The organism is Primorskyibacter sp. S87 (assembly GCF_049801055.1).
In the GTDB taxonomy this organism is placed as follows: Bacteria; Pseudomonadota; Alphaproteobacteria; order Rhodobacterales; family Rhodobacteraceae; genus JBNAGF01.
In genome coordinates, this window is sequence record NZ_JBNAGF010000011.1 from 161,790 (window position 1) to 179,630 (window position 17,841).

Below are 17,841 nucleotides of genomic sequence, written 5' to 3' on the forward strand. Positions count from 1 at the left end.
CGGGCCCTTTCAAACGAATACCCGCTCAGAGCGGTTTCAGATCGGCCCGAAAACGGCGCAGGTTTTCCTGATAGCCAAAGGCGATGATCGCGAATTTCTTCACTGCGGCCTCGTCCAGTTCACGCACCACCTTACCCGGCGATCCCATCACCAGCGAGTTGTCGGGTATTTCCTTGTTTTCCGTGATCAGAGCGCCAGCGCCAATCAGGCAGTTCCTGCCGATCTTGGCCCCGTTCAGGATGGTCGCTCCCATACCGATCAGAGAGTTGTCGCCGATGGTGCAACCATGCAGCATGACCTTGTGACCGATCGTGCAGTTGGTGCCGATTGTCAGCGGGTATCCCATATCGGTGTGCAGCACGCAGTTCTCCTGCACGTTGCTGCCGGCGCCGACCCGGATCTCCTCATTGTCGCCGCGCAGTGTGGACCCGAACCAGACGCTGCTGTCCTTTTCCATGACAACTTTTCCGATCACATTTGCATCCGGGGCGGCCCAGCTGTCTTCGTGCAGGTCGGGTGTGAGATCCCCAAGGGCATAAAGTGTCATGACAGTTCCTCGAATTCGGTTTGCAGTTTGCGGACATGGTCCTGAAGTGCCGGCTGCTGGATCCGGCGCATGCGTTCGGCGCTGACGATGGTTTTCAACCGCGCCTCGGTCTCGTCAAGGTCATCGTTGACCAGAACGTAGTCGTAATAGCCCCAATGGCTGATCTCGTCCCAGCTCTTGAGCATACGTTTACCGATGACGTCTTCGCTGTCCTGACCACGCGTTTCCAGCCGTCTCCGCAGTTCGCGGATCGACGGCGGCAGAATGAAGATCGACAGCGCATGCTTGCCCAGATCCGAGTTCCTGATCTGGATCTCACCCTGCCAGTCCACGTCGAAAAGAACATCGCGCCCGGCATTGATGGTATCCCTAACCGGACCGGCAGGAGAGCCATAGAAATTGCCGAAAACAAAAGCATGTTCGAGCATTTGCCCCTCGGCCACCTGCTGTTTGAACGCCTCTTCCGACAAGAAAAAGTACTCTCGCCCGTCGACCTCGCCCGGGCGCGGCGCGCGGGTCGTGGCTGACACCGAGAATTGCAACCCTTCGTCCCAGGCCATCAGCCGGCGCGCCAAGGTGGATTTTCCGGCCCCCGAGGGGGATGAAAGGATGATCAACAGGCCACGGCGGTCCACCATCTGGGTTCTCCTTGTTCTTGTTATTCGACGTTCTGAACCTGCTCGCGCATCTGGTCAATGACCGCCTTGAGCTCCAGCCCTACCGCGGTCAGGTCGCTGTTTTGGGATTTCGAACAAAGCGTGTTGGCCTCACGATTGAATTCCTGCATCAGAAAATCGAACTTGCGGCCGATGGGACCGCCCTTTTCCAGCAGCGCCCGGGCCGCGTTTACATGGGCCGCCAGTCGATCAAGCTCTTCGGTCACGTCTGCCTTGACCGAGATCAGTGCCAGCTCCTGTGCCACCCGGTCCGGGTCGGCCCCGTCGGAATTCTTCAGAACCCGGTCGAGATTTGATTGCAACGTGGCCGCCATTGCTTCGCGGCGTGCTTCGGCCAGCCCGGCTGCCTTTGTTGTAAGTTCGGAAACCTGCACCAACTGCCGTCTCAGAATCTCGTTCAGTGCCGCCCCTTCGTCGGCGCGCATCTGCACGAAATCGGCAACCAGCCCGGAGAACTCTTGCTTCAACTGCGCCACCAGCGGCGCCACGTCAGTTTCGGCCGCACTTGTTTCCCAGACACCCCGAAGGCCCAGCAAATCGGCTGCCCGTGTGGGTTCCAGAGCAACCCCGCGCGTTGCCGCTTCGGCCTCGACCTGTTTGACTGCGTCCAATGCCGCAGCAAGAACCGCAGGGTTGAGCGCCATGTCCGCCTGCTCCTCGCCGCGGGACAGGCGCAAGTTCAGGGTGATGTTTCCGCGGGTCGCAGCCTTGCCGAGTTCGGTCCGCAGATACGCTTCCAACCCCTCGAGCCAGTCCGGTATGCGCAGACGCAGATCCTGCCCTTTGCCATTCACACTGCGCAGTTCCCAGCCCCAGGTGAACGGGCCCTGCCCGCCCTTGGCCGAGGCAAAACCAGTCATGGATCGGATCATGTGCACTGCTCCTTGGGCTTTGGCCGGTCCTTCGGTCGGGTCGTTGGCCATTTTCTCTGTTGCGCCGATGGCTCGGGCGCTTGCCGGGCACCTAACGGCAAGAGACGCCCCAGGGCAAGGGGCTGTGGCGGTATGGACAGAGGCGCTTATGGTGCCTTTGCAGGTTTCGGGACGTTAACCACTCTTTAACGATTTGCTCCAATTTTGATTTAATCCGTGACACGTTAACTCACAGGTAACCTGATTTGAGCCTTTCGTGCCGGAGGTGCTGGCGACACATGAATGTCATCGCCGCACAAGGAGCATCGATACAGGTGGTGTAACGAGTGGGGACAAACGGATATGCGCTTTTTCTTCCGAAACAGGCCTGAGACCGGAAAAGTCGTGGCCATGAACCGGTTCCGGAGCCGTCACAATCTGGCACCTTTGCGGCAGGCCGAAGCCTATTGGAACGCGCTTCGGGAAGGATCCGAGGTTCCGAGGCGGTCTCAGGTCGATCCACGCGGGCTTGAGAACATCCTACCCCATACCTTCATTCTAGAGCGAATTGCACCGGGGATTGCCCGTTTCCGTCTGGCCGGGCAACATCTTACCGAGCTTGCCGGAACCGATTTGCGCGGCATGCCGATCTCCGCGCTTTTTTCTTCCGAGGGCCGTTCGGAGATCAGCGCCGTGCTTGAGAGCCTGTTCGATGGGCCAACGATCGCAGAACTTTCATTGGATGGCGCTGGAAATGCGCTGACGCCGGGGGTGGACGCCCGGATGGTGCTGTTGCCGCTGGCTGGTGAACGGGGTGAGATATCCCGCGCGCTGGGGGTAATGGCGGCCGACCGCATACCGCGCCGACCTTTGCCGAGGTTCCGCGTGGACGAAGTTACCCTGCGGCCGGTTTTTTCACCCGCTGCTCCGCAACGCCCCCTTTACCGGAGTTCGGACCAACCAGCGGTGGCACCGGCATCGCTGAGCTTGAGTGAAGGCATGGCCGAGGAACCGGCACCGTTCGATACGGCACCCAAACAGGGGCGCCCAAACCTGCGTCTTGTTGCGTCAAACGACTGAGGTTTTTCTTTCTGGTCAGTCGGATACACTACCATCATAAACAAAAAATCCCGGCCCTTGGGGCCGGGACAATTCGTCTATCAGAACCGATCAGGTATCAACCGGCTTGCCGGTTCTCCCGGGCTTCGCGCAAGGCCGACAACTCTTCGGCCACGAGGAACGCAAGCTCCAAGGACTGCGAGGCGTTCAGGCGCGGATCGCATGCGGTGTGATACCGGTCCGAGAGATCTTCTTCGGTCACGGCACGAACGCCGCCGGTGCATTCCGTCACATCCTGACCGGTCATTTCGAAGTGCACACCGCCGGGAATGGTGCCTTCGGCCTGATGCACTGCAAAGAACTCGCGCACTTCGCGCAACACGGAATCAAATGGCCGGGTCTTGTAGCCGGTGGCCGACTTGATCGTGTTGCCGTGCATCGGGTCGCACACCCAGGTCACATTGGCACCCTCTTCCTTCACCGTCTGAATCAGGCGCGGCAGGTTTTCTCCGACTTTGCCCGCACCAAAGCGCGCGATCAGTGTCAGCCGCCCTTCTTCGTTGTCAGGGTTCAGCTTGGCCATCAGCGCCTTCAGATCTTCGGCGGTGGTGGTCGGGCCGCATTTCAAACCGATCGGGTTCAACACACCGGACAGGAATTCGACATGTGCGCCATCCGGCTGCCGCGTGCGATCGCCGATCCAGAGCATGTGCCCCGAGCCGGCCAGCCAGTTTCCGGATGTCGAATCAAGCCGCGTCAGGGCCTCTTCGTATTCCAGCAGCAGGCTTTCATGGCTGGTGTAGAATTCGACCGATTGCAGGGTGTGGGCAGTATCCTGATTGACCCCGGCCGCTTTCATGAAGTCCAGCGTATCGGAAATCCGCGTTGCCAGTTCGCGATACTTCTCGGCCTTTTCGTTTTCGGTGAAGCCAAGCGTCCAGGCATGAACCTGATTCACGTCGGCATAACCACCGGTCGAGAAGGCCCGCAGCAGGTTCAGCGTGGCCGCCGCCTGTGTGTAGGCCTGCAACATCTTGGCCGGGTCCGGGCTCCGGGCCTCGGGCGTGAAATCCAGTTCATTGATGATGTCACCGCGGTAGCTTGGTAGTTCCACGCCATCCACCACCTCGGTCGGGGCACTGCGCGGCTTGGCAAACTGCCCAGCCATGCGGCCGACTTTGACCACCGGCACCTTGGCGCCATAGGTCAGCACCATTGCCATCTGCAGCATCACCTTGAAGGTATCCCGAATGCCGTCGGCACTGAACTGTTCAAAGCTCTCGGCGCAGTCGCCGCCCTGCAACAGGAACGCTTCGCCGCGACCCGCAGCCCCAAGATGCTGTTTCAGACGACGCGCCTCGCCGGCAAACACAAGTGGCGGATACTTGGAAAGCTGTGCCTCAACCGCGGCCAGGGCCTCGGGGTTGGTATAGTCGGGCATCTGAACCCGCGGTTTCTCGCGCCAGTTCGATTTTTGCCACTCACTCATTGCTCTCTTCTCCGCTGAGGTATTACAGGGGCTCTCTATACAAAAGCGCACGGGTCGACGCCACACCCTATTCGCCTTGCTCTTGACGGAGCGCCAAAGCTCTGGCCAAGGTGAGAAATCGTTGACGGCATCTTCGCCGGAAACACCGCTTGATTCTAGGATCCCCGCCCATGAAAGAGCAACGCCAAGTTGTCGCCGTGGAGAACGCTTCCGACCGACCCCGGCGCATCGTGTTCGCGCTGTTGGAAAATTTCACCCTGTTGTGTTTCGCCTCGGCCATGGAGAGCTTGCGCATTGCCAACAGGATGGCTGACAAAGAGCTGTATTCCTGGGTTCTGGTTGGCGAAGGCGGCGATACCATCAGCTGCTCTGCCGGCACGAGGTTCCAGCTGGATGGTGATCTGGGAGACCTGAACCGGGACGACATCCTGCTGGTTTGCGGCGGCATCGAGGTGCATCTGGCCACGACCAAGAAAATGTTGTCTTGGCTTCGGCGCGAAGCGCGCCGTGGCATGATGTTGGGCGGGCTGTGCACAGCCGCCTATACACTGGCCAAGGCCGGGTTGCTTGATGGCAAGAAGGCGACAATTCACTGGGAAAACTCCGACAGTTTCACAGAAGAGTTCGAAGACGTCGAACTGACCAAGTCGGTCTTTGTTATGGATGGCAATCGCGTTACCACCGCGGGCGGCACATCTTCGATCGACCTGATGCTCAAGCTGATCGCCACGCATCATGGCGAAACGCTGGCAAACGCCGTCGCGGACCAGTTGATCTATTCCTCGATCCGGACTGATCAGGACAGCCAGAGACTCAGCGTTCCGACCCGGATCGGTGTGCGGCACCCAAAACTCAGCCAAGTGATCCAGATGATGGAAAACAACATCGAGGAACCGATCAGCCCCTCGGTTCTGGCCAAAGATGTCGGCATGTCCACGCGTCAGCTGGAGCGGCTTTTCCGCCGCTACCTGAACCGTTCGCCAAAACGCTATTACATGGAACTGCGCCTGCAAAAGGCCCGTAACCTGTTGTTGCAGACCGATATGAGCGTGATCAACGTGGCTCTGGCCTGCGGTTTTGCCTCACCGTCCCATTTCTCGAAATGCTATCGGGCGCATTATGACACCACGCCTTACCGTGAACGTGGTGCGCAGGCGGCGCGGCTTTCGGTGTGATCCGAACCCGGCGGTTGCTGTTGCGTCCGGCGCGGGCCGCCGATCTGGAGGCGTTGCACGAGATCTTTTCCGATCCCGAGACGATGCGCTACTGGGACCGCCCCGCCGATGACGACATCGAACGGACCCGCGCCTTTCTGGCCGCATTCATGCGCGAGGATCCGGCCACCCGCTATGAGTTCATTCTCGATCTGGACGGGCAATGCGTTGGCAAGGCCGGGGTCTGGGACAAGCCCGAGGTCGGTTTCATCCTGAACCGCGCGCATTGGGGCCAGGGTTTGGTGCGCGAGGCATTGGAGGCGATTCTGCCCAGTGCTTTTGCCGCTTTCCCGGAATGCGCTGCGTTGACCGCGCAGGCTGATCCGCGCAACCAACGCTCTTGCAGGTTGCTGGAGAACCTTGGGTTTCGGCTCGACCGGATTGGCAAAAAGGATTTCTGCTATGGCGGCGTCGAATGGTGCGACACGGCCTATTACCTGCTGCCACGTGCGCCAGATCAGCTTGCGGGAGATATCCGGTAAATCGTCCCCTTCCCGACAGAGATGAACCAGATCGATCCGTCCGGAGCTTCGACCACATCGCGCACCCGCTCGGTTTCGCCACCCTTCAGCTGTTCGACCTCCCGCAGGTTTTTTCCATCCAGCCGCGAGATGTAGTCGAACTTGAGCGACCCAATGAAAAGATCTCCTCGCCACGCAGAAAACAGCTTGCCGGAATAGATCATCAGCCCTGACGGCGCGATTGAGGGATCCCAGTAATGCGCGGGTTGTTCCATGCCGGGTTTTGCGGTGCCCTCACCAATCTTTGCCCCCGAATAATGCGTGCCATACGAGATTACCGGCCAGCCGTAATTGGCCCCTTTCTTGATCCGGTTGACTTCGTCACCGCCCTTCGCGCCATGTTCCACTGCCCACAGCCGCCCCTGACGGTCCAAGGCCGCGCCTTGCGGGTTTCGGTGGCCATAGGACCAGATCTCTGGTCGGATGCCGGATTGCCCGACAAAGGGATTGTCGTCCGGCACCGTCCCATCCCGGTTGATCCTGACGATCGTGCCATTGTGGTTGGACAGCTCCTGTGCACTGGGTCGGTTCCCCCGCTCGCCCAGAGTCAGAAACAACGAGCCGTCGCGCGCCTCGACGATACGAGACCCGAAATGCCGCCCCCCCGAACCGGGCGCAACGGCTTCGAACAGGATCCGCACATCTGTCAGGCGCTGCCCATCCTGAGACAGCCGACCAACTGCCAAAGCTGTGCCGGCGCCCCCTTTCTGGCGCTTTGCAAAGCTCAGGAACACCTCACGGCTTTGGGCGAAATCCCGCGGCACCATGACGTCAAGCAATCCCCCCTGACCCTTGGCATGGACTTTTGGCGTCCCCTTTACGGTTTGAGCCTGCCCGCCCCTGACCAGCAACAGGCGGCCTTCCCGCTCGGTCACCAGAAATTCTCCACCCGGCAGGAAGTCCACGGCCCACGGTGTATCCAGCCCCGAGACCATGGCCTGAACCTGCACCTGACCAGTCGAGCTGGAGAGGGTCTGTGCGGACACCACGGCGCCGGACAGCGTCAGAAACAAGCCGAACATCAAATTCCGCATGGCAATTCCCCTGTTTTTTATCACTCTAGAGCAGAGAACGGCCAAGGCGAGAGCTTTCCCGAACGGAAGCCGAATTACCCCTATCGATGGGCCTTTTCTTTTTCCAGAAGCTTGCCTAGGGTCGGGATCGAACAAATTGTTCCAACACGGGAGTAAATCATGAAAAAGCTGCTCACAGCTACTGCGGCCACTGCTTTGATGGCGGGAACCGCCTTTGCGGACGGTCACGGAAAAGAAGTGAAAATCGGTGTGATTCTGGGCTTCACTGGCCCGATTGAATCGCTGACGCCCTCGATGGCCGCTGGCGCCGAACTGGCAATGGCCGAAGTGACCGAAAGCGGTATGCTGCTGGACGGTGCCAAGGTGATGCCAGTGCGCGCCGACTCGACCTGCGTTGACGCCGGTGCGGCCACGGCGGCCGCAGAACGCCTTGTCACATCGGACAAGGTCGATGGCATCATGGGCGCCGACTGCTCGGGTGTGACCGGTGCGATCCTGTCAAACGTCGCTGTTCCGAATGGCGTCGTGATGATCTCGCCCTCGGCCACATCGCCGGGCCTGTCGAGCGCCGAAGACAACGGCCTGTTCTTCCGCACCGCGCCGTCGGATGCCCGTCAGGGTGTCGTGATGACCGAAGTGCTGATGGAAGAAGGCATCAAGGAAGTCGCGGTTACCTACACCAACAACGACTATGGCAAGGGTTTGGCAGACAGCTTCCAGGCGGCCTACGAAGCTGCAGGCGGTTCGGTGACCATTAACGCGGCCCACGAAGACGGCAAGGCCGACTATTCGGCTGAAGTCGGCGCACTGGCAGCAGCCGGCGGCGATCGTCTTGTTGTTGCAGGCTATGTGGATCAGGGTGGTTCCGGCGTTGTCCGTGCCGCAATCGACTCCGGTGCCTTTGACACGTTCCACTTCCCCGACGGTATGATCGGCGCACAGCTCGAGGCCAACTTTGGCAGCGAAATTGACGGGTCCACCGGCCAGCACCCGGGCACTGACAGCCCCGGCGTTGCGAAATTTTCGGAAATGGTTGGCGACAAGTTCGATTCGACCTCGCCTTTCACTCCGGAATCTTACGACGCCGCAGCCCTGATCATGCTTGCGATGCAGGCCGCGAACTCCAAGTCCTCGGCCGATTACAAGGACAAGGTGATGGATGTTGCCAACGCTCCGGGTGAAAAGATCTATCCCGGTGAACTGGGAAAGGCGCTGGAAATTCTGAAATCCGGCGGTGACATCGACTATGTGGGCGCAACCGCAGTCGAACTGATCGGACCTGGTGAAAGCGCCGGCAACTATCGCCAGATCGTGATCGACGGCGGCAAGATCACAACCGCCAAGTATCGTTGATCCCCGCGATGCGTTAAGATTGAACAGCCCGGGCCTTGTGTCCGGGCTGTTTCAATGACAAAAGGCCGCACCCCCGGAGGGACGGGGAAACAAAAGAACGGGACCGCCGAAATCGATAAGCGGCGGCTTGGGGGAGATCACATGATCGTCGTCGAAGACGTGCACAAGCACTTTGGCGGATTCCATGCGGTGGACGGTGCCACGCTGGAGATCGCCGGGGGCTCTATCACCGGGCTTATTGGCCCGAACGGAGCCGGAAAAACCACTCTTTTCAATGTTATCGCAGGCGTTCTTCCACCCACGGCCGGACGAGTCACGATGGATGGTGAGGACATTACCGGCCTGCCGCCGCATGAGCTGTTTCACAAGGGGCTGCTGCGCACCTTCCAGATCGCGCATGAGTTTTCCTCGATGACCTGCCGCGAGAACCTGATGATGGTTCCCGGTGGTCAATCGGGAGAATCGCTCTGGAATACATGGTTTGGACGTAAACGCATCGCCGATGAGGAACGCGCTCTGCGGGCCAAGGCGGACGAGGTGCTCGAGTTCCTGACCATCAGCCACATTGCCGATCTGAAGGCCGGACAGGTCTCGGGCGGGCAGAAGAAGCTGCTCGAACTTGGCCGCACCATGATGGTCGATGCCAAGATCGTATTTCTCGACGAGGTGGGCGCAGGCGTGAACCGCACCCTGCTCTATACCATTGCCGACGCCATCAAGCGGCTAAACGAAGAACGCGGATATACGTTTGTCGTCATTGAACACGACATGGAATTCATCGGACGCCTCTGCGATCCGGTGATCTGTATGGCCGAGGGCAAAGTTCTCGCCGAAGGCACGCTCGACGAAATCAAGGCCAATGAGCAGGTCATCGAGGCCTATCTGGGAACGGGCCTCAAGAACAAGGACAAGCTGGAGGCCGAGGCATGACGGAGTGCCTTGCTGCCCAAGGTTCCGATCCATTCCCGGCGCGCGCCACCCTGTAAGGGGCTCCGACATCCTGTGAGGGACAACGAAATGACAACAAGCATGCAGCACGCGGGAGGGCCGGAATGAGCGATTATTCGGACCGCGGCAACAAGGACGCATCGATCACCAACACGCAGGGCATTGGCACCATGACGCCAGCCCATGCCGAAAGCGGAGAAACCAAATACGTTGGCGGCGATGGCCCGTTCCTGATCGGCGATACAATGACCGGCGGTTACGGCAAAGGGCCGGACATTCTGCATGACTGCTCGATCTCAGTGGACAAAGGCGAGATCGCGGTCATCGTCGGCCCCAACGGCGCCGGCAAATCCACCGCGATGAAAGCGGTGTTCGGGATGCTCGACGTGCGCGCGGGCTCGGTGCGGTTGGATGGTGAGGATATCACCAACCTCTCTCCGCAGGACCGGGTGCGCAAGGGCATGGGATTTGTTCCGCAAACCTCGAACATCTTTACCTCGATGACGGTAGAAGAGAACCTCGAGATGGGCGCCTTTATCCGCTCCGACGACATTTCCGGCACGATGGAGCAGGTCTATGACCTTTTCCCGATACTGCGCGACAAGCGGCTGCAGCCAGCCGGGGAACTGTCGGGCGGTCAGCGCCAGCAGGTCGCCGTTGGCCGGGCGCTGATGACCCAGCCCAAGGTGCTGATGCTGGATGAACCCACTGCCGGGGTTTCACCGATCGTGATGGACGAGCTGTTTGACCGGATCATCGAGGTCTCCCGCACCGGCCTGCCGATCCTGATGGTGGAGCAAAACGCAAGGCAAGCCCTTGAAATCGCCGACAAAGGGTATGTTCTGGTGCAGGGCCGCAATGCCTATTCCGGAACCGGCAAGGAACTGCTCGCCGATCCCGAAGTCCGCAAGTCGTTCTTGGGAGGATGAGCATGTTTCATTTTCTTGCTCCAAGGCCCTTCGGGACGTTCAACCATTTCCTCTCTAAACCGGACACTGATATTGCGTCGGTCGCAGACCAAGCCTGCAGCCGCGGTCAGTGCATGGAAGGGTAAAGCCACATGGATTTTCTTAACGCCATCGTGGCGCTTTCCAATTTCGTGCTGGTCCCCGCGATCGCCTATGGCAGCCAGCTGGCTCTGGGTGCGCTCGGGGTCACGCTGATCTATGGCATCCTTCGGTTCTCGAACTTTGCCCATGGTGACACCATGGCATTCGGGGCAATGGTCACCATCCTGGTGACGTGGTGGATGCAGTCGATTGGTATCAGTCTCGGGCCGCTGCCCACCGCGCTTTTGGCCCTGCCTTTTGGCATACTTGGCTGCATGGCACTTGTCTTGCTCACCGACCGGGCGGTCTATCGCTTTTACCGCGAACAGAAGGCCAAGCCGGTGATCCTTGTGATCGTGTCGATGGGTGTGATGTTCATCATGAACGGCCTGGTGCGCTTTATCATCGGCCCCGACGATCAGAAATTCGCCGATGGTGAGCGTTTCCTGATTTCCGCGCGCGAATTCAAGCAGTTGACCGGCCTCAAGGAGGGGTTGGCAATCAAGACCACGCAGGGACTGACGGTTGTTGTCGCGGTGATCTGCGTGGTGCTGCTGTTCTGGTTCCTCAACAAGACCCGCACCGGCAAATCCATGCGCGCCTATTCCGACAACGAGGATCTGGCACTGCTGTCGGGCATCAACCCCGAGCGGGTGGTGATGATCACCTGGCTGATCGTGGCCGCACTGGCGACCACAGCAGGGGTGCTTTATGGGCTCGACAAGAGCTTCAAGCCCTTTGTCTATTTCCAGCTTTTGCTGCCCATTTTTGCCTCGGCCATCGTCGGTGGTCTCGGCAGCCCGATCGGGGCCATCGCAGGCGGGTTCGTGATCGCCTTTTCCGAGGTCACCATCACCTATGCCTGGAAGAAGGTGCTGAAATATCTGGGCGCCGAGCCTGACGGGCTCGTGCAGCTGCTGAGCACCGATTACAAATTCGCGGTCAGCTTCGTGATCCTGCTGATCGTGCTTCTGTTCAAGCCCACGGGCCTCTTCAAGGGGAAAGCGGTATGAGCGAGACAATGAAGAATACCGCGCTGTTTCTGGGTGTCGGTGCGCTGATAATTTTGACCGGGTTCATGCAGAGCTGGAACTCGGCTCTGCTGATCCTGAACATGGGATTGATCTCAGCCATTATGGCGCTGGGTGTGAACCTGCAATGGGGGTTTGCGGGCCTCTTCAACGTCGGTGTCATGGGTTTCGTGGCGCTTGGCGGTCTGGCCGTTGTTCTGGTCTCAACAGATGTCAGCCCCGAAGCCTGGGCCAACGGCGGCGTCGGCATCGTCATGGCCCTGATCCTTGGTGCCATGACGGTTGTGGCAGCGGTGGTTGCCTACCGCATGATGGCAAAAGGCGCCGCGCGGTCGGCGGTGATCCTCGCCATACTGATCGGCGGATTTTTCCTCTACCGGATGCTTTTTGACCCCAATGTCGAGAGTGTCGAGGCGATCAATCCGGCCCTTGCCGGCAATATCGGAGGGCTTGGCCTGCCGGTGCTGCTGGCGTGGCCAGCAGGCGGGTTGCTGGCAGCAGGAGCGGCCTGGCTGATCGGCAAGACCGCTCTGGGGTTGCGTTCGGATTATCTGGCAATTGCCACGCTAGGGATTGCCGAGATCATCATCGCGGTGATGAAAAACGAGGACTGGCTGGCCCGCGGCGTGAAAAACGTCATCGGCCTGCCTCGCCCCGTACCGTATGAAATCGACCTTCAGAACGACCCGAGCTTCGTGGACCGCGCCGCCTCGCTGGGGCTTGACCCGGTGACCGCCTCGACCCTGTCGGTCAAGCTGGGTTACTCCATACTGTTCCTGATCGTTCTGCTGGTTCTGTTGTGGATGGCGCAGATGGCACTCAAAAGCCCGTGGGGCAGGATGATGCGTGCCATTCGCGACAACGAGGTCGCCTCCGAGGCGATGGGCAAGGACGTCACCCGCCGCCATTTGCAGATCTTCGTGCTGGGCTCGGCCGTTTGCGGCATCGCGGGCGCGATGATGACCACGCTCGACGGCCAATTGACGCCTGGCACCTATCAGCCGCTGCGCTTTACCTTTTTGGTCTGGGTGATGGTGATCGTCGGCGGATCGGGCAACAATTTCGGCGCGGTTCTGGGCGCCATGCTGATCTGGTTCCTCTGGGTGCAGGTGGAACCGATCGGGCTCTGGGTGATGCAGGTTATCACCTCGGGCATGGCGGACGGAAGCGCGCTGAAAGAACACCTGATCGACAGCGCCGCGCATATGAGACTGCTGACGATGGGCGTCATCCTGCTGGTGGTGCTCAGGTTCAGCCCGCGTGGCCTGATCCCCGAAAAATAGACCAGTCAATCCCGGATCTGCCAGAAAATCACATCGCCGCGTCCGGTTCCGGGCGCGGCGATCTCCTTTGGCGGTCAGGGTGCGACCATCAGGGCGGCAAAATCGGCAGATTGCCCGCCCTGCCGCAACAATGACCACGCTTCGTCGGCGGCCTGCCCTCCGATCAGCTTGGCAGCCTTGGTCCGCACGCGCTCTTCGCGCTGCGCGAGCCCGAGCGGTGCCAGCAGATCGTGGCGCGCCTCAACCCGGGAACCGTCGCGCTTCAGCATCGAAACCACCGCCTGCGTTTCGGTCAGACTGTCGTCGGCCGTAACCGTGATGTGATCGCGCAGGGATCGCAGGCGCATGTCAGCGCAGGTTTCGGCGGAATAGCTGTCGAGCCGTGCCGTATCGAACCCCAAGGCCCGCATTGCAAGAACCGTGCGATAGCTGAACTTGGCCCCCAAGCCTGTTTCCGGCTCGGGCTGGTTGCACACACTCATCCAGCGCGGATGGGTGCGGACAGCGATCTCGGCCACTTCGGGACCGGCTATGTCGATCTCGCGCGCGGCCTCAAGCGCCGCGTGAAGCCCGTGACAGCAGGCGTGGAATTTGTGGCTGACGCTTTCGAACAGCCAACGTTCACCCAGGCCGTCCAGAGCGTCCTTGGCCTGCGTTGCACCGTGATGAGTTGCGCCAAATCCAAAGGTGCCGTCAAACGCCGCCGGATTGCTGTCCATACCTCGCTGCACCAGCAACGCGCATTCCACGCCGGAGCTGGCAGCCATACCGGCGTTGTAGGGCTTTCCCATCGTCCCGAACTGCGCTTTGAGCCCCGACGCGCGGGTCGCGGAAAGGCCCATGAGCGTTTCCATGTCGTCACTTTGCAGCCCGATCAGTCGTCCGGCAGCGACCGCGGCGCCAAAGGTTCCCGCGGTTGCGGTCTGGTGAAACCCGACCTGATAATGATCACGTCCAAGCCAGAGCCCGACGCGGATCGAAACTTCCATGCCGATCAGGGCCGCTTCGAGCATCTCCACAAGCGGCAGGTCGCGCAATTCGCCAATCGCAAGCGCGGCCGGAAACACCGCAACCGAGGGATGCCCGATATGGGCAAAATGGGTATCATCGTAATCCAGCGCGTGAGAGGTCGCCCCATTGACCAGAGCCGCAGATCGGGCCGGGGCGGACCCGTTTCCGAACAGGCGCGCGTCGCCAGTACCGCCTTCGTCAAGCACCTGCTGGCGCAGAATACGGGCAACCGGCTCATCGCGTCCGGCCATGCCAACACTCAACCAGTCGAGCGCGGATAGCGACGTCACCAACCGGACCGCTCCGGTGGTGGTTACGGGACCAGCCGCGAATCCGGCCAAAGCATGCAGCACATCATGGGTCATGGCCGCAGTTTAGCGTCCGCGTCGCGCCGGTAAAGCGTCAGTCGTAGAGTTCTGCCGCGCGCGTTTCAAAGGCGCGTACGATCCGGTGCATGGCCTCGTTGAACACGACCCCGATGATGCCCTGCAGAACCGCGTTCTTGAATTCGAAATCAACATGAAATGATATGTTGCACCCGCCGTCCGTGTGGTCGGCAAAACTCCAGTTCGACTTCATATAGCGAAACGGACCGTCAAGATACTCGGTGTCGATCCGTTTGTCTTCTGCAAACAAGGTGACCCGGCTTCCGAACCGTTCGCGGAACACCTTGAACGAGATCACCAGATCCGCCTCCATCACCTCGGCTTCGTCCACCTTATAGGTCCGCCGAATCCGAGCCGCTGCGCACCATGGCAAAAACTGCGGATAGCTCGCCACATCAGCCACCAGATCATACATCTGCTGCGCGCTATACGGCAGGTGGCGGGTTTCCGAGTGAATGGGCATGCGGCGCGTTGAACCCTTTGGTCCGTTTATGGGTGACAGTGGCGCGTGATTTCGTATGTTGGCGCCGAAAGATCAAGGGGGCAAAAATGACCGATCGGCCATATGTGATCGACCAGATGATTTCCGCCAAGTCCATAGCGGCGCGGATTGAAACCCTGTGCGGAGAAATCGCGCAGGAATTCAGCGGCACCGACAAGCTTATCGTGGTGGGCCTGTTGCGGGGCAGTTTCGTGTTTATCGCCGATCTGGTACGGGAACTGGATTTACCGATCGAAGTCGACTTTCTGGAAGCGTCGTCTTATGGCGACGCCATGGAAAGCAGCCGGGAAGTACGCATTCTCAAAGACTTGCGAGGCGCAATTGAAGGGCGCGACGTGTTGGTGGTCGAAGACATCGTCGACACCGGCCACACGCTGAACCACGTAACGGCCTTGCTGCGCAGCCGCGACCCCAAACGGTTGAAATCCATTGCCCTTCTCGACAAACCTTCGCGCCGCGAGGTCGATTTCCGGTCCGACTGGATTGGCTTTGAAATCCCCGATGAGTTCGTGGTCGGTTATGGAATCGATTACGCTCAACGCAACCGCAACCTGCCTTTCATCGGCAAGGTTCGATTCCTCGGCGACGAGGGCTGATTGGCGCCTGAGCCGCTGGCCACTGCTCATATGAACCTGCGCCACCTGTTCAGAATGTCCCGCTGGGCACGCAACCCGCCTTCAGAGCGCAGGGTCAAACTGGTGTTCGCGACAGTCCTGCTGTGCCTCGCGCTCTATGGAATTGAGCGGTTGGGGTTCTGGCCTGACTGGGCGCGGATCGAACAGCGCGGCTTTGACCCGTCAATCGGTCAACGCCCTTAGCGCCTTGAGGAATATGGCGGTTCCTGTCGGGATCAACACGTCCGGAAAATCGTAGTCCGGATTGTGCAACTGCGGGCTGTCTTCACCGGCCCCAAGCCAGAACATGGCGGTTTTTGCGCCTTTTCCGAACTGCCCGAAATCCTCGGAAAATTTCAGAGGCTGGTCGATCAGTTGCACCGGCGCTCCGGCCCCCAGGGCTGCCGCCTGCAGGATCTGAACAGCTGTGGCGTCGTTGGTGCAGGCGTCAAAGATATCGTCATAAGAGATCGACAGGCCCAGCCCCTGCGCCGCAGCGTCGGCTTCGGCCAATGCCGTGGCTTCAGACATAAGGCGCTCCATCCGGTTGTTGGCCACAGTGCGCAGGGTGACCCAAAGCTCACCGGAACCGGGCGACACTCCAAAGGTCGGTTCTCCCAATGCGGCATGGGTCAACGTGGTCAGGGCGAATTCGGAATCGAGAACACCTCCCGGTCCAAGGGCTGCAAGTGCTGGCATCAGCCGGGCCATCGCGCCGGCCGGTGACAACCCATCGCCCGGCGCCGCAGCATGTGAGGTCTTGCCAGTCAAACGGATTTTCATCCCGCGCGACGCACAATTGGCCGCAGCCCGGTTCAGTTCCACATGTCCAAGGGGCAACCCGGGCATGTTGTGCAATGCAAACACGTAATCGGGGGCAATACCGGTGAATTTCGAGTCGGCCCGGAACGCCGATGCTCCCTTGCCGGTTTCTTCGGCAGGCTGGAACAGCAAAACGACGCGGCCCCTTTTCGGGGGCCGGTCCTGCAGGGCCTCGGCCAGAGCCAGAACCATGACCATGTGCCCGTCATGGCCACACAGATGTGCCTTGCCCGGTATGGTCGAGGCATGAGCCGATGCACTCAGTTCCTGAATCGGCAGCGCATCCAGTTCACATCGAATTGCAACGGTCGGTCCGCTGCCCCTGCCTTCGTAAACAGCCGCAACTCCGTGACCACCTATCGCAGTCAGGATCCGGTCGGGATTGAATTTTCGCAAAATGTCCAGCACGCGCGCCGCCGTGGCAGCTTCTTCACCGGATATGTCTGGATGACGGTGCAGATCGTGTCGCAGCGCCACCCATCTTGCCAGCGTATCGGGTGTCATGCCTGTCCGCGCTTTTCCTGCCGGGCCGCGCGCAGGCGGGCGAAGTCGTCACCGGCGTGGTAGGAGGATCGCGTCAGCGGGGTGGCCGAGACCATGCCGAACCCCTTGCCATAGGCGGCTTTCTCATAGGCGGCGAACTCCTCGGGGGTCACGAAACGGTCGACCCGGTGATGTTTCGGCGTCGGTTGCAGATACTGGCCAATGGTCAGGAAATCCACATCCGCCGCGCGCATGTCGTCCATCACCTGCCGCACCTGCTGTTCGGTTTCGCCCAGACCCACCATGATGCCGGATTTGGTGAACATTGCGGGATCCATCTCCTTGACCCGCTGCAGCAGGCGCAGGCTGTGGAAATATCGCGCGCCGGGGCGCACCGAAGGGTAAAGCCCCGGAACGGTTTCGAGATTGTGGTTGAACACGTCCGGACGGGCCTCGACCACCACCTCCAGAACATTGTCGTCGCATTTCAGGAAATCCGGGGTCAGGATCTCGATCGTGGTCTTGGGGCTGCGGTGGCGCACCGCCCGTATGGTCTGGGCGAAATGCGCCGCGCCGCCATCTGCAAGATCATCCCGGTCGACCGAGGTGATCACCACGTGATTGAGCCCCAGCTTTTCCACCGCATGGGCGACCCGGCCCGGTTCGAACGTGTCGAGCGCATCCGGCCGCCCGGTGGCGATGTTGCAGAAGGTGCAGCCGCGGGTACAGATTTCGCCCATGATCATCATGGTTGCGTGGCCCTGGCTCCAGCATTCGCCCACATTCGGACAGCCCGCCTCTTCGCAAACCGTCACGAGGTTGTTCTCGCGCATGATCTTGTGGGTATCGGCATAGCCTTTGCCGCCCGGCGCCTTCACCCGGATCCAGGACGGTTTCTTGGGCTGCGACTGATCCGGACGATGCGCCTTTTCCGGATGGCGCTGTTCGGGAATTTTCAGATCTCTGG

At 60.2% G+C, this 17,841-nt stretch carries 19 protein-coding genes; 10 read left to right on the forward strand and 9 right to left on the reverse strand.

The genetic code is table 11. From position 1 onward, the window contains the following. Positions 1–25: 25 nt before the first annotated feature. The 3 genes from ACP15U_RS17470 to ACP15U_RS17480 are packed head-to-tail and all read right to left on the reverse strand — an operon-like array spanning position 26 to position 2,096. Complete coding sequence (locus tag ACP15U_RS17470; RefSeq protein ID WP_425046439.1) at positions 26–547, reverse strand: gamma carbonic anhydrase family protein; 522 nt, start codon at positions 545–547, stop codon at positions 26–28. Then, positions 544–1,185 carry a guanylate kinase gene (gene gmk / locus ACP15U_RS17475; RefSeq protein WP_425046440.1) on the reverse strand — a complete coding sequence of 214 codons (642 nt, stop codon included), beginning with the start codon at positions 1,183–1,185 and terminating at the stop codon, positions 544–546. The genes ACP15U_RS17470 and gmk overlap by 4 nt, the downstream gene beginning before the upstream one ends. A 20-nt stretch (positions 1,186–1,205) precedes the next feature. After that, a complete protein-coding gene (locus ACP15U_RS17480) occupies positions 1,206–2,096 on the reverse strand; it encodes a YicC/YloC family endoribonuclease (RefSeq protein WP_425046441.1) in 891 nt (296 codons plus the stop codon). Positions 2,097–2,486: 390 nt separating this feature from the next. Between ACP15U_RS17480 and ACP15U_RS17485 the strand changes: the two genes are divergently transcribed. Continuing rightward, positions 2,487–3,155: a PAS domain-containing protein gene (locus tag ACP15U_RS17485; protein WP_425046442.1), complete on the forward strand. Its 669-nt coding sequence runs from the start codon at positions 2,487–2,489 to the stop codon at positions 3,153–3,155. A gap of 97 nt (positions 3,156–3,252) precedes the next feature. On the opposite strand, the gene ACP15U_RS17490 is transcribed toward ACP15U_RS17485, so the two are convergent. Further along, positions 3,253–4,623 carry a class II 3-deoxy-7-phosphoheptulonate synthase gene (locus ACP15U_RS17490; RefSeq protein WP_425046443.1) on the reverse strand — a complete coding sequence of 457 codons (1,371 nt, stop codon included), beginning with the start codon at positions 4,621–4,623 and terminating at the stop codon, positions 3,253–3,255. A gap of 170 nt (positions 4,624–4,793) precedes the next feature. On the opposite strand from ACP15U_RS17490, the gene ACP15U_RS17495 reads away from it, so the two are divergent. Beyond that, the gene (locus ACP15U_RS17495; protein WP_425046444.1) at positions 4,794–5,798 is read left to right on the forward strand and encodes a GlxA family transcriptional regulator; all 1,005 of its coding nucleotides are present in this window, start codon (positions 4,794–4,796) and stop codon (positions 5,796–5,798) included. Continuing rightward, positions 5,795–6,319, forward strand: a complete 525-nt coding sequence (locus tag ACP15U_RS17500; RefSeq protein ID WP_425046445.1) for a GNAT family N-acetyltransferase — start codon at positions 5,795–5,797, stop codon at positions 6,317–6,319. Before ACP15U_RS17495 ends, ACP15U_RS17500 begins: the two co-directional genes overlap by 4 nt. Here ACP15U_RS17500 and ACP15U_RS17505 read toward each other — a convergent pair. Further along, positions 6,295–7,392, reverse strand: a complete 1,098-nt coding sequence (locus tag ACP15U_RS17505; RefSeq protein ID WP_425046446.1) for a PQQ-dependent sugar dehydrogenase — start codon at positions 7,390–7,392, stop codon at positions 6,295–6,297. The two genes, ACP15U_RS17500 and ACP15U_RS17505, sit on opposite strands and share 25 nt — an antisense overlap. Before the next feature lie 159 nt (positions 7,393–7,551). On the opposite strand from ACP15U_RS17505, the gene ACP15U_RS17510 reads away from it, so the two are divergent. The 5 genes from ACP15U_RS17510 (at position 7,552) to ACP15U_RS17530 (ending at position 13,056) form a co-directional block, all read left to right on the forward strand. Beyond that, complete coding sequence (locus ACP15U_RS17510; protein WP_425046447.1) at positions 7,552–8,745, forward strand: ABC transporter substrate-binding protein; 1,194 nt, start codon at positions 7,552–7,554, stop codon at positions 8,743–8,745. A 141-nt stretch (positions 8,746–8,886) separates the two neighbouring features. Beyond that, the gene (locus ACP15U_RS17515) at positions 8,887–9,675 is read left to right on the forward strand and encodes an ABC transporter ATP-binding protein (protein ID WP_425046448.1); all 789 of its coding nucleotides are present in this window, start codon (positions 8,887–8,889) and stop codon (positions 9,673–9,675) included. Positions 9,676–9,797: 122 nt separating this feature from the next. After that, positions 9,798–10,622, forward strand: a complete 825-nt coding sequence (locus ACP15U_RS17520; protein WP_425046449.1) for an ABC transporter ATP-binding protein — start codon at positions 9,798–9,800, stop codon at positions 10,620–10,622. A gap of 131 nt (positions 10,623–10,753) precedes the next feature. Next, positions 10,754–11,755 (forward strand): branched-chain amino acid ABC transporter permease, encoded by a 1,002-nt coding sequence (locus ACP15U_RS17525; RefSeq protein WP_425046450.1) that lies wholly within the window; start codon positions 10,754–10,756, stop codon positions 11,753–11,755. Beyond that, positions 11,752–13,056 (forward strand): branched-chain amino acid ABC transporter permease, encoded by a 1,305-nt coding sequence (locus ACP15U_RS17530; RefSeq protein ID WP_425046451.1) that lies wholly within the window; start codon positions 11,752–11,754, stop codon positions 13,054–13,056. Before ACP15U_RS17525 ends, ACP15U_RS17530 begins: the two co-directional genes overlap by 4 nt. A gap of 74 nt (positions 13,057–13,130) precedes the next feature. Here ACP15U_RS17530 and ACP15U_RS17535 read toward each other — a convergent pair whose 3' ends face one another. Both ACP15U_RS17535 and ACP15U_RS17540 read right to left on the reverse strand, forming a co-directional pair. Then, positions 13,131–14,432: an MmgE/PrpD family protein gene (locus ACP15U_RS17535; RefSeq protein WP_425046452.1), complete on the reverse strand. Its 1,302-nt coding sequence runs from the start codon at positions 14,430–14,432 to the stop codon at positions 13,131–13,133. A 37-nt stretch (positions 14,433–14,469) separates the two neighbouring features. After that, positions 14,470–14,916, reverse strand: a complete 447-nt coding sequence (locus tag ACP15U_RS17540; protein ID WP_425046453.1) for a type II toxin-antitoxin system RatA family toxin — start codon at positions 14,914–14,916, stop codon at positions 14,470–14,472. An 86-nt stretch (positions 14,917–15,002) separates the two neighbouring features. Here ACP15U_RS17540 and hpt point away from each other — a divergent pair, with 86 nt between their 5' ends. Continuing rightward, a complete protein-coding gene (gene hpt / locus ACP15U_RS17545; protein WP_425046454.1) occupies positions 15,003–15,551 on the forward strand; it encodes a hypoxanthine phosphoribosyltransferase in 549 nt (182 codons plus the stop codon). Beyond that, positions 15,552–15,773 carry a hypothetical protein gene (locus ACP15U_RS17550; RefSeq protein ID WP_425046455.1) on the forward strand — a complete coding sequence of 74 codons (222 nt, stop codon included), beginning with the start codon at positions 15,552–15,554 and terminating at the stop codon, positions 15,771–15,773. It abuts the gene before it with no gap. Here the strand turns inward: ACP15U_RS17550 and ACP15U_RS17555 are convergent. Both ACP15U_RS17555 and lipA read right to left on the reverse strand, forming a co-directional pair. Further along, the gene (locus ACP15U_RS17555) at positions 15,753–16,895 is read right to left on the reverse strand and encodes an amidohydrolase (protein ID WP_425046456.1); all 1,143 of its coding nucleotides are present in this window, start codon (positions 16,893–16,895) and stop codon (positions 15,753–15,755) included. The genes ACP15U_RS17550 and ACP15U_RS17555 overlap by 21 nt on opposite strands. Next, a partial coding sequence (lipA, locus tag ACP15U_RS17560) for a lipoyl synthase (RefSeq protein WP_425046457.1) occupies positions 16,892–17,841 on the reverse strand: 950 nt, incomplete at its 5' end. The genes lipA and ACP15U_RS17555, both read right to left, overlap by 4 nt.

What these genes read in the sequence shown, in the direction of transcription:
- ACP15U_RS17555 (WP_425046456.1), bottom strand. Translation starts at nt 16,895, where the DNA reads ATGACACCCGATACGCTGGCAAGATGGGTGGCGCTGCGACACGATCTG.
- ACP15U_RS17470 (WP_425046439.1), bottom strand. Translation starts at nt 547, where the DNA reads ATGACACTTTATGCCCTTGGGGATCTCACACCCGACCTGCACGAAGAC.
- ACP15U_RS17480 (WP_425046441.1), bottom strand. Translation starts at nt 2,096, where the DNA reads ATGATCCGATCCATGACTGGTTTTGCCTCGGCCAAGGGCGGGCAGGGC.
- ACP15U_RS17540 (WP_425046453.1), bottom strand. Translation starts at nt 14,916, where the DNA reads ATGCCCATTCACTCGGAAACCCGCCACCTGCCGTATAGCGCGCAGCAG.
- hpt (WP_425046454.1), top strand. Translation starts at nt 15,003, where the DNA reads ATGACCGATCGGCCATATGTGATCGACCAGATGATTTCCGCCAAGTCC.
- ACP15U_RS17485 (WP_425046442.1), top strand. Translation starts at nt 2,487, where the DNA reads ATGAACCGGTTCCGGAGCCGTCACAATCTGGCACCTTTGCGGCAGGCC.
- ACP15U_RS17535 (WP_425046452.1), bottom strand. Translation starts at nt 14,432, where the DNA reads ATGACCCATGATGTGCTGCATGCTTTGGCCGGATTCGCGGCTGGTCCC.
- ACP15U_RS17490 (WP_425046443.1), bottom strand. Translation starts at nt 4,623, where the DNA reads ATGAGTGAGTGGCAAAAATCGAACTGGCGCGAGAAACCGCGGGTTCAG.
- ACP15U_RS17525 (WP_425046450.1), top strand. Translation starts at nt 10,754, where the DNA reads ATGGATTTTCTTAACGCCATCGTGGCGCTTTCCAATTTCGTGCTGGTC.
- ACP15U_RS17520 (WP_425046449.1), top strand. Translation starts at nt 9,798, where the DNA reads ATGAGCGATTATTCGGACCGCGGCAACAAGGACGCATCGATCACCAAC.
- ACP15U_RS17515 (WP_425046448.1), top strand. Translation starts at nt 8,887, where the DNA reads ATGATCGTCGTCGAAGACGTGCACAAGCACTTTGGCGGATTCCATGCG.
- gmk (WP_425046440.1), bottom strand. Translation starts at nt 1,185, where the DNA reads ATGGTGGACCGCCGTGGCCTGTTGATCATCCTTTCATCCCCCTCGGGG.
- ACP15U_RS17505 (WP_425046446.1), bottom strand. Translation starts at nt 7,392, where the DNA reads ATGCGGAATTTGATGTTCGGCTTGTTTCTGACGCTGTCCGGCGCCGTG.
- ACP15U_RS17495 (WP_425046444.1), top strand. Translation starts at nt 4,794, where the DNA reads ATGAAAGAGCAACGCCAAGTTGTCGCCGTGGAGAACGCTTCCGACCGA.
- ACP15U_RS17510 (WP_425046447.1), top strand. Translation starts at nt 7,552, where the DNA reads ATGAAAAAGCTGCTCACAGCTACTGCGGCCACTGCTTTGATGGCGGGA.
- ACP15U_RS17530 (WP_425046451.1), top strand. Translation starts at nt 11,752, where the DNA reads ATGAGCGAGACAATGAAGAATACCGCGCTGTTTCTGGGTGTCGGTGCG.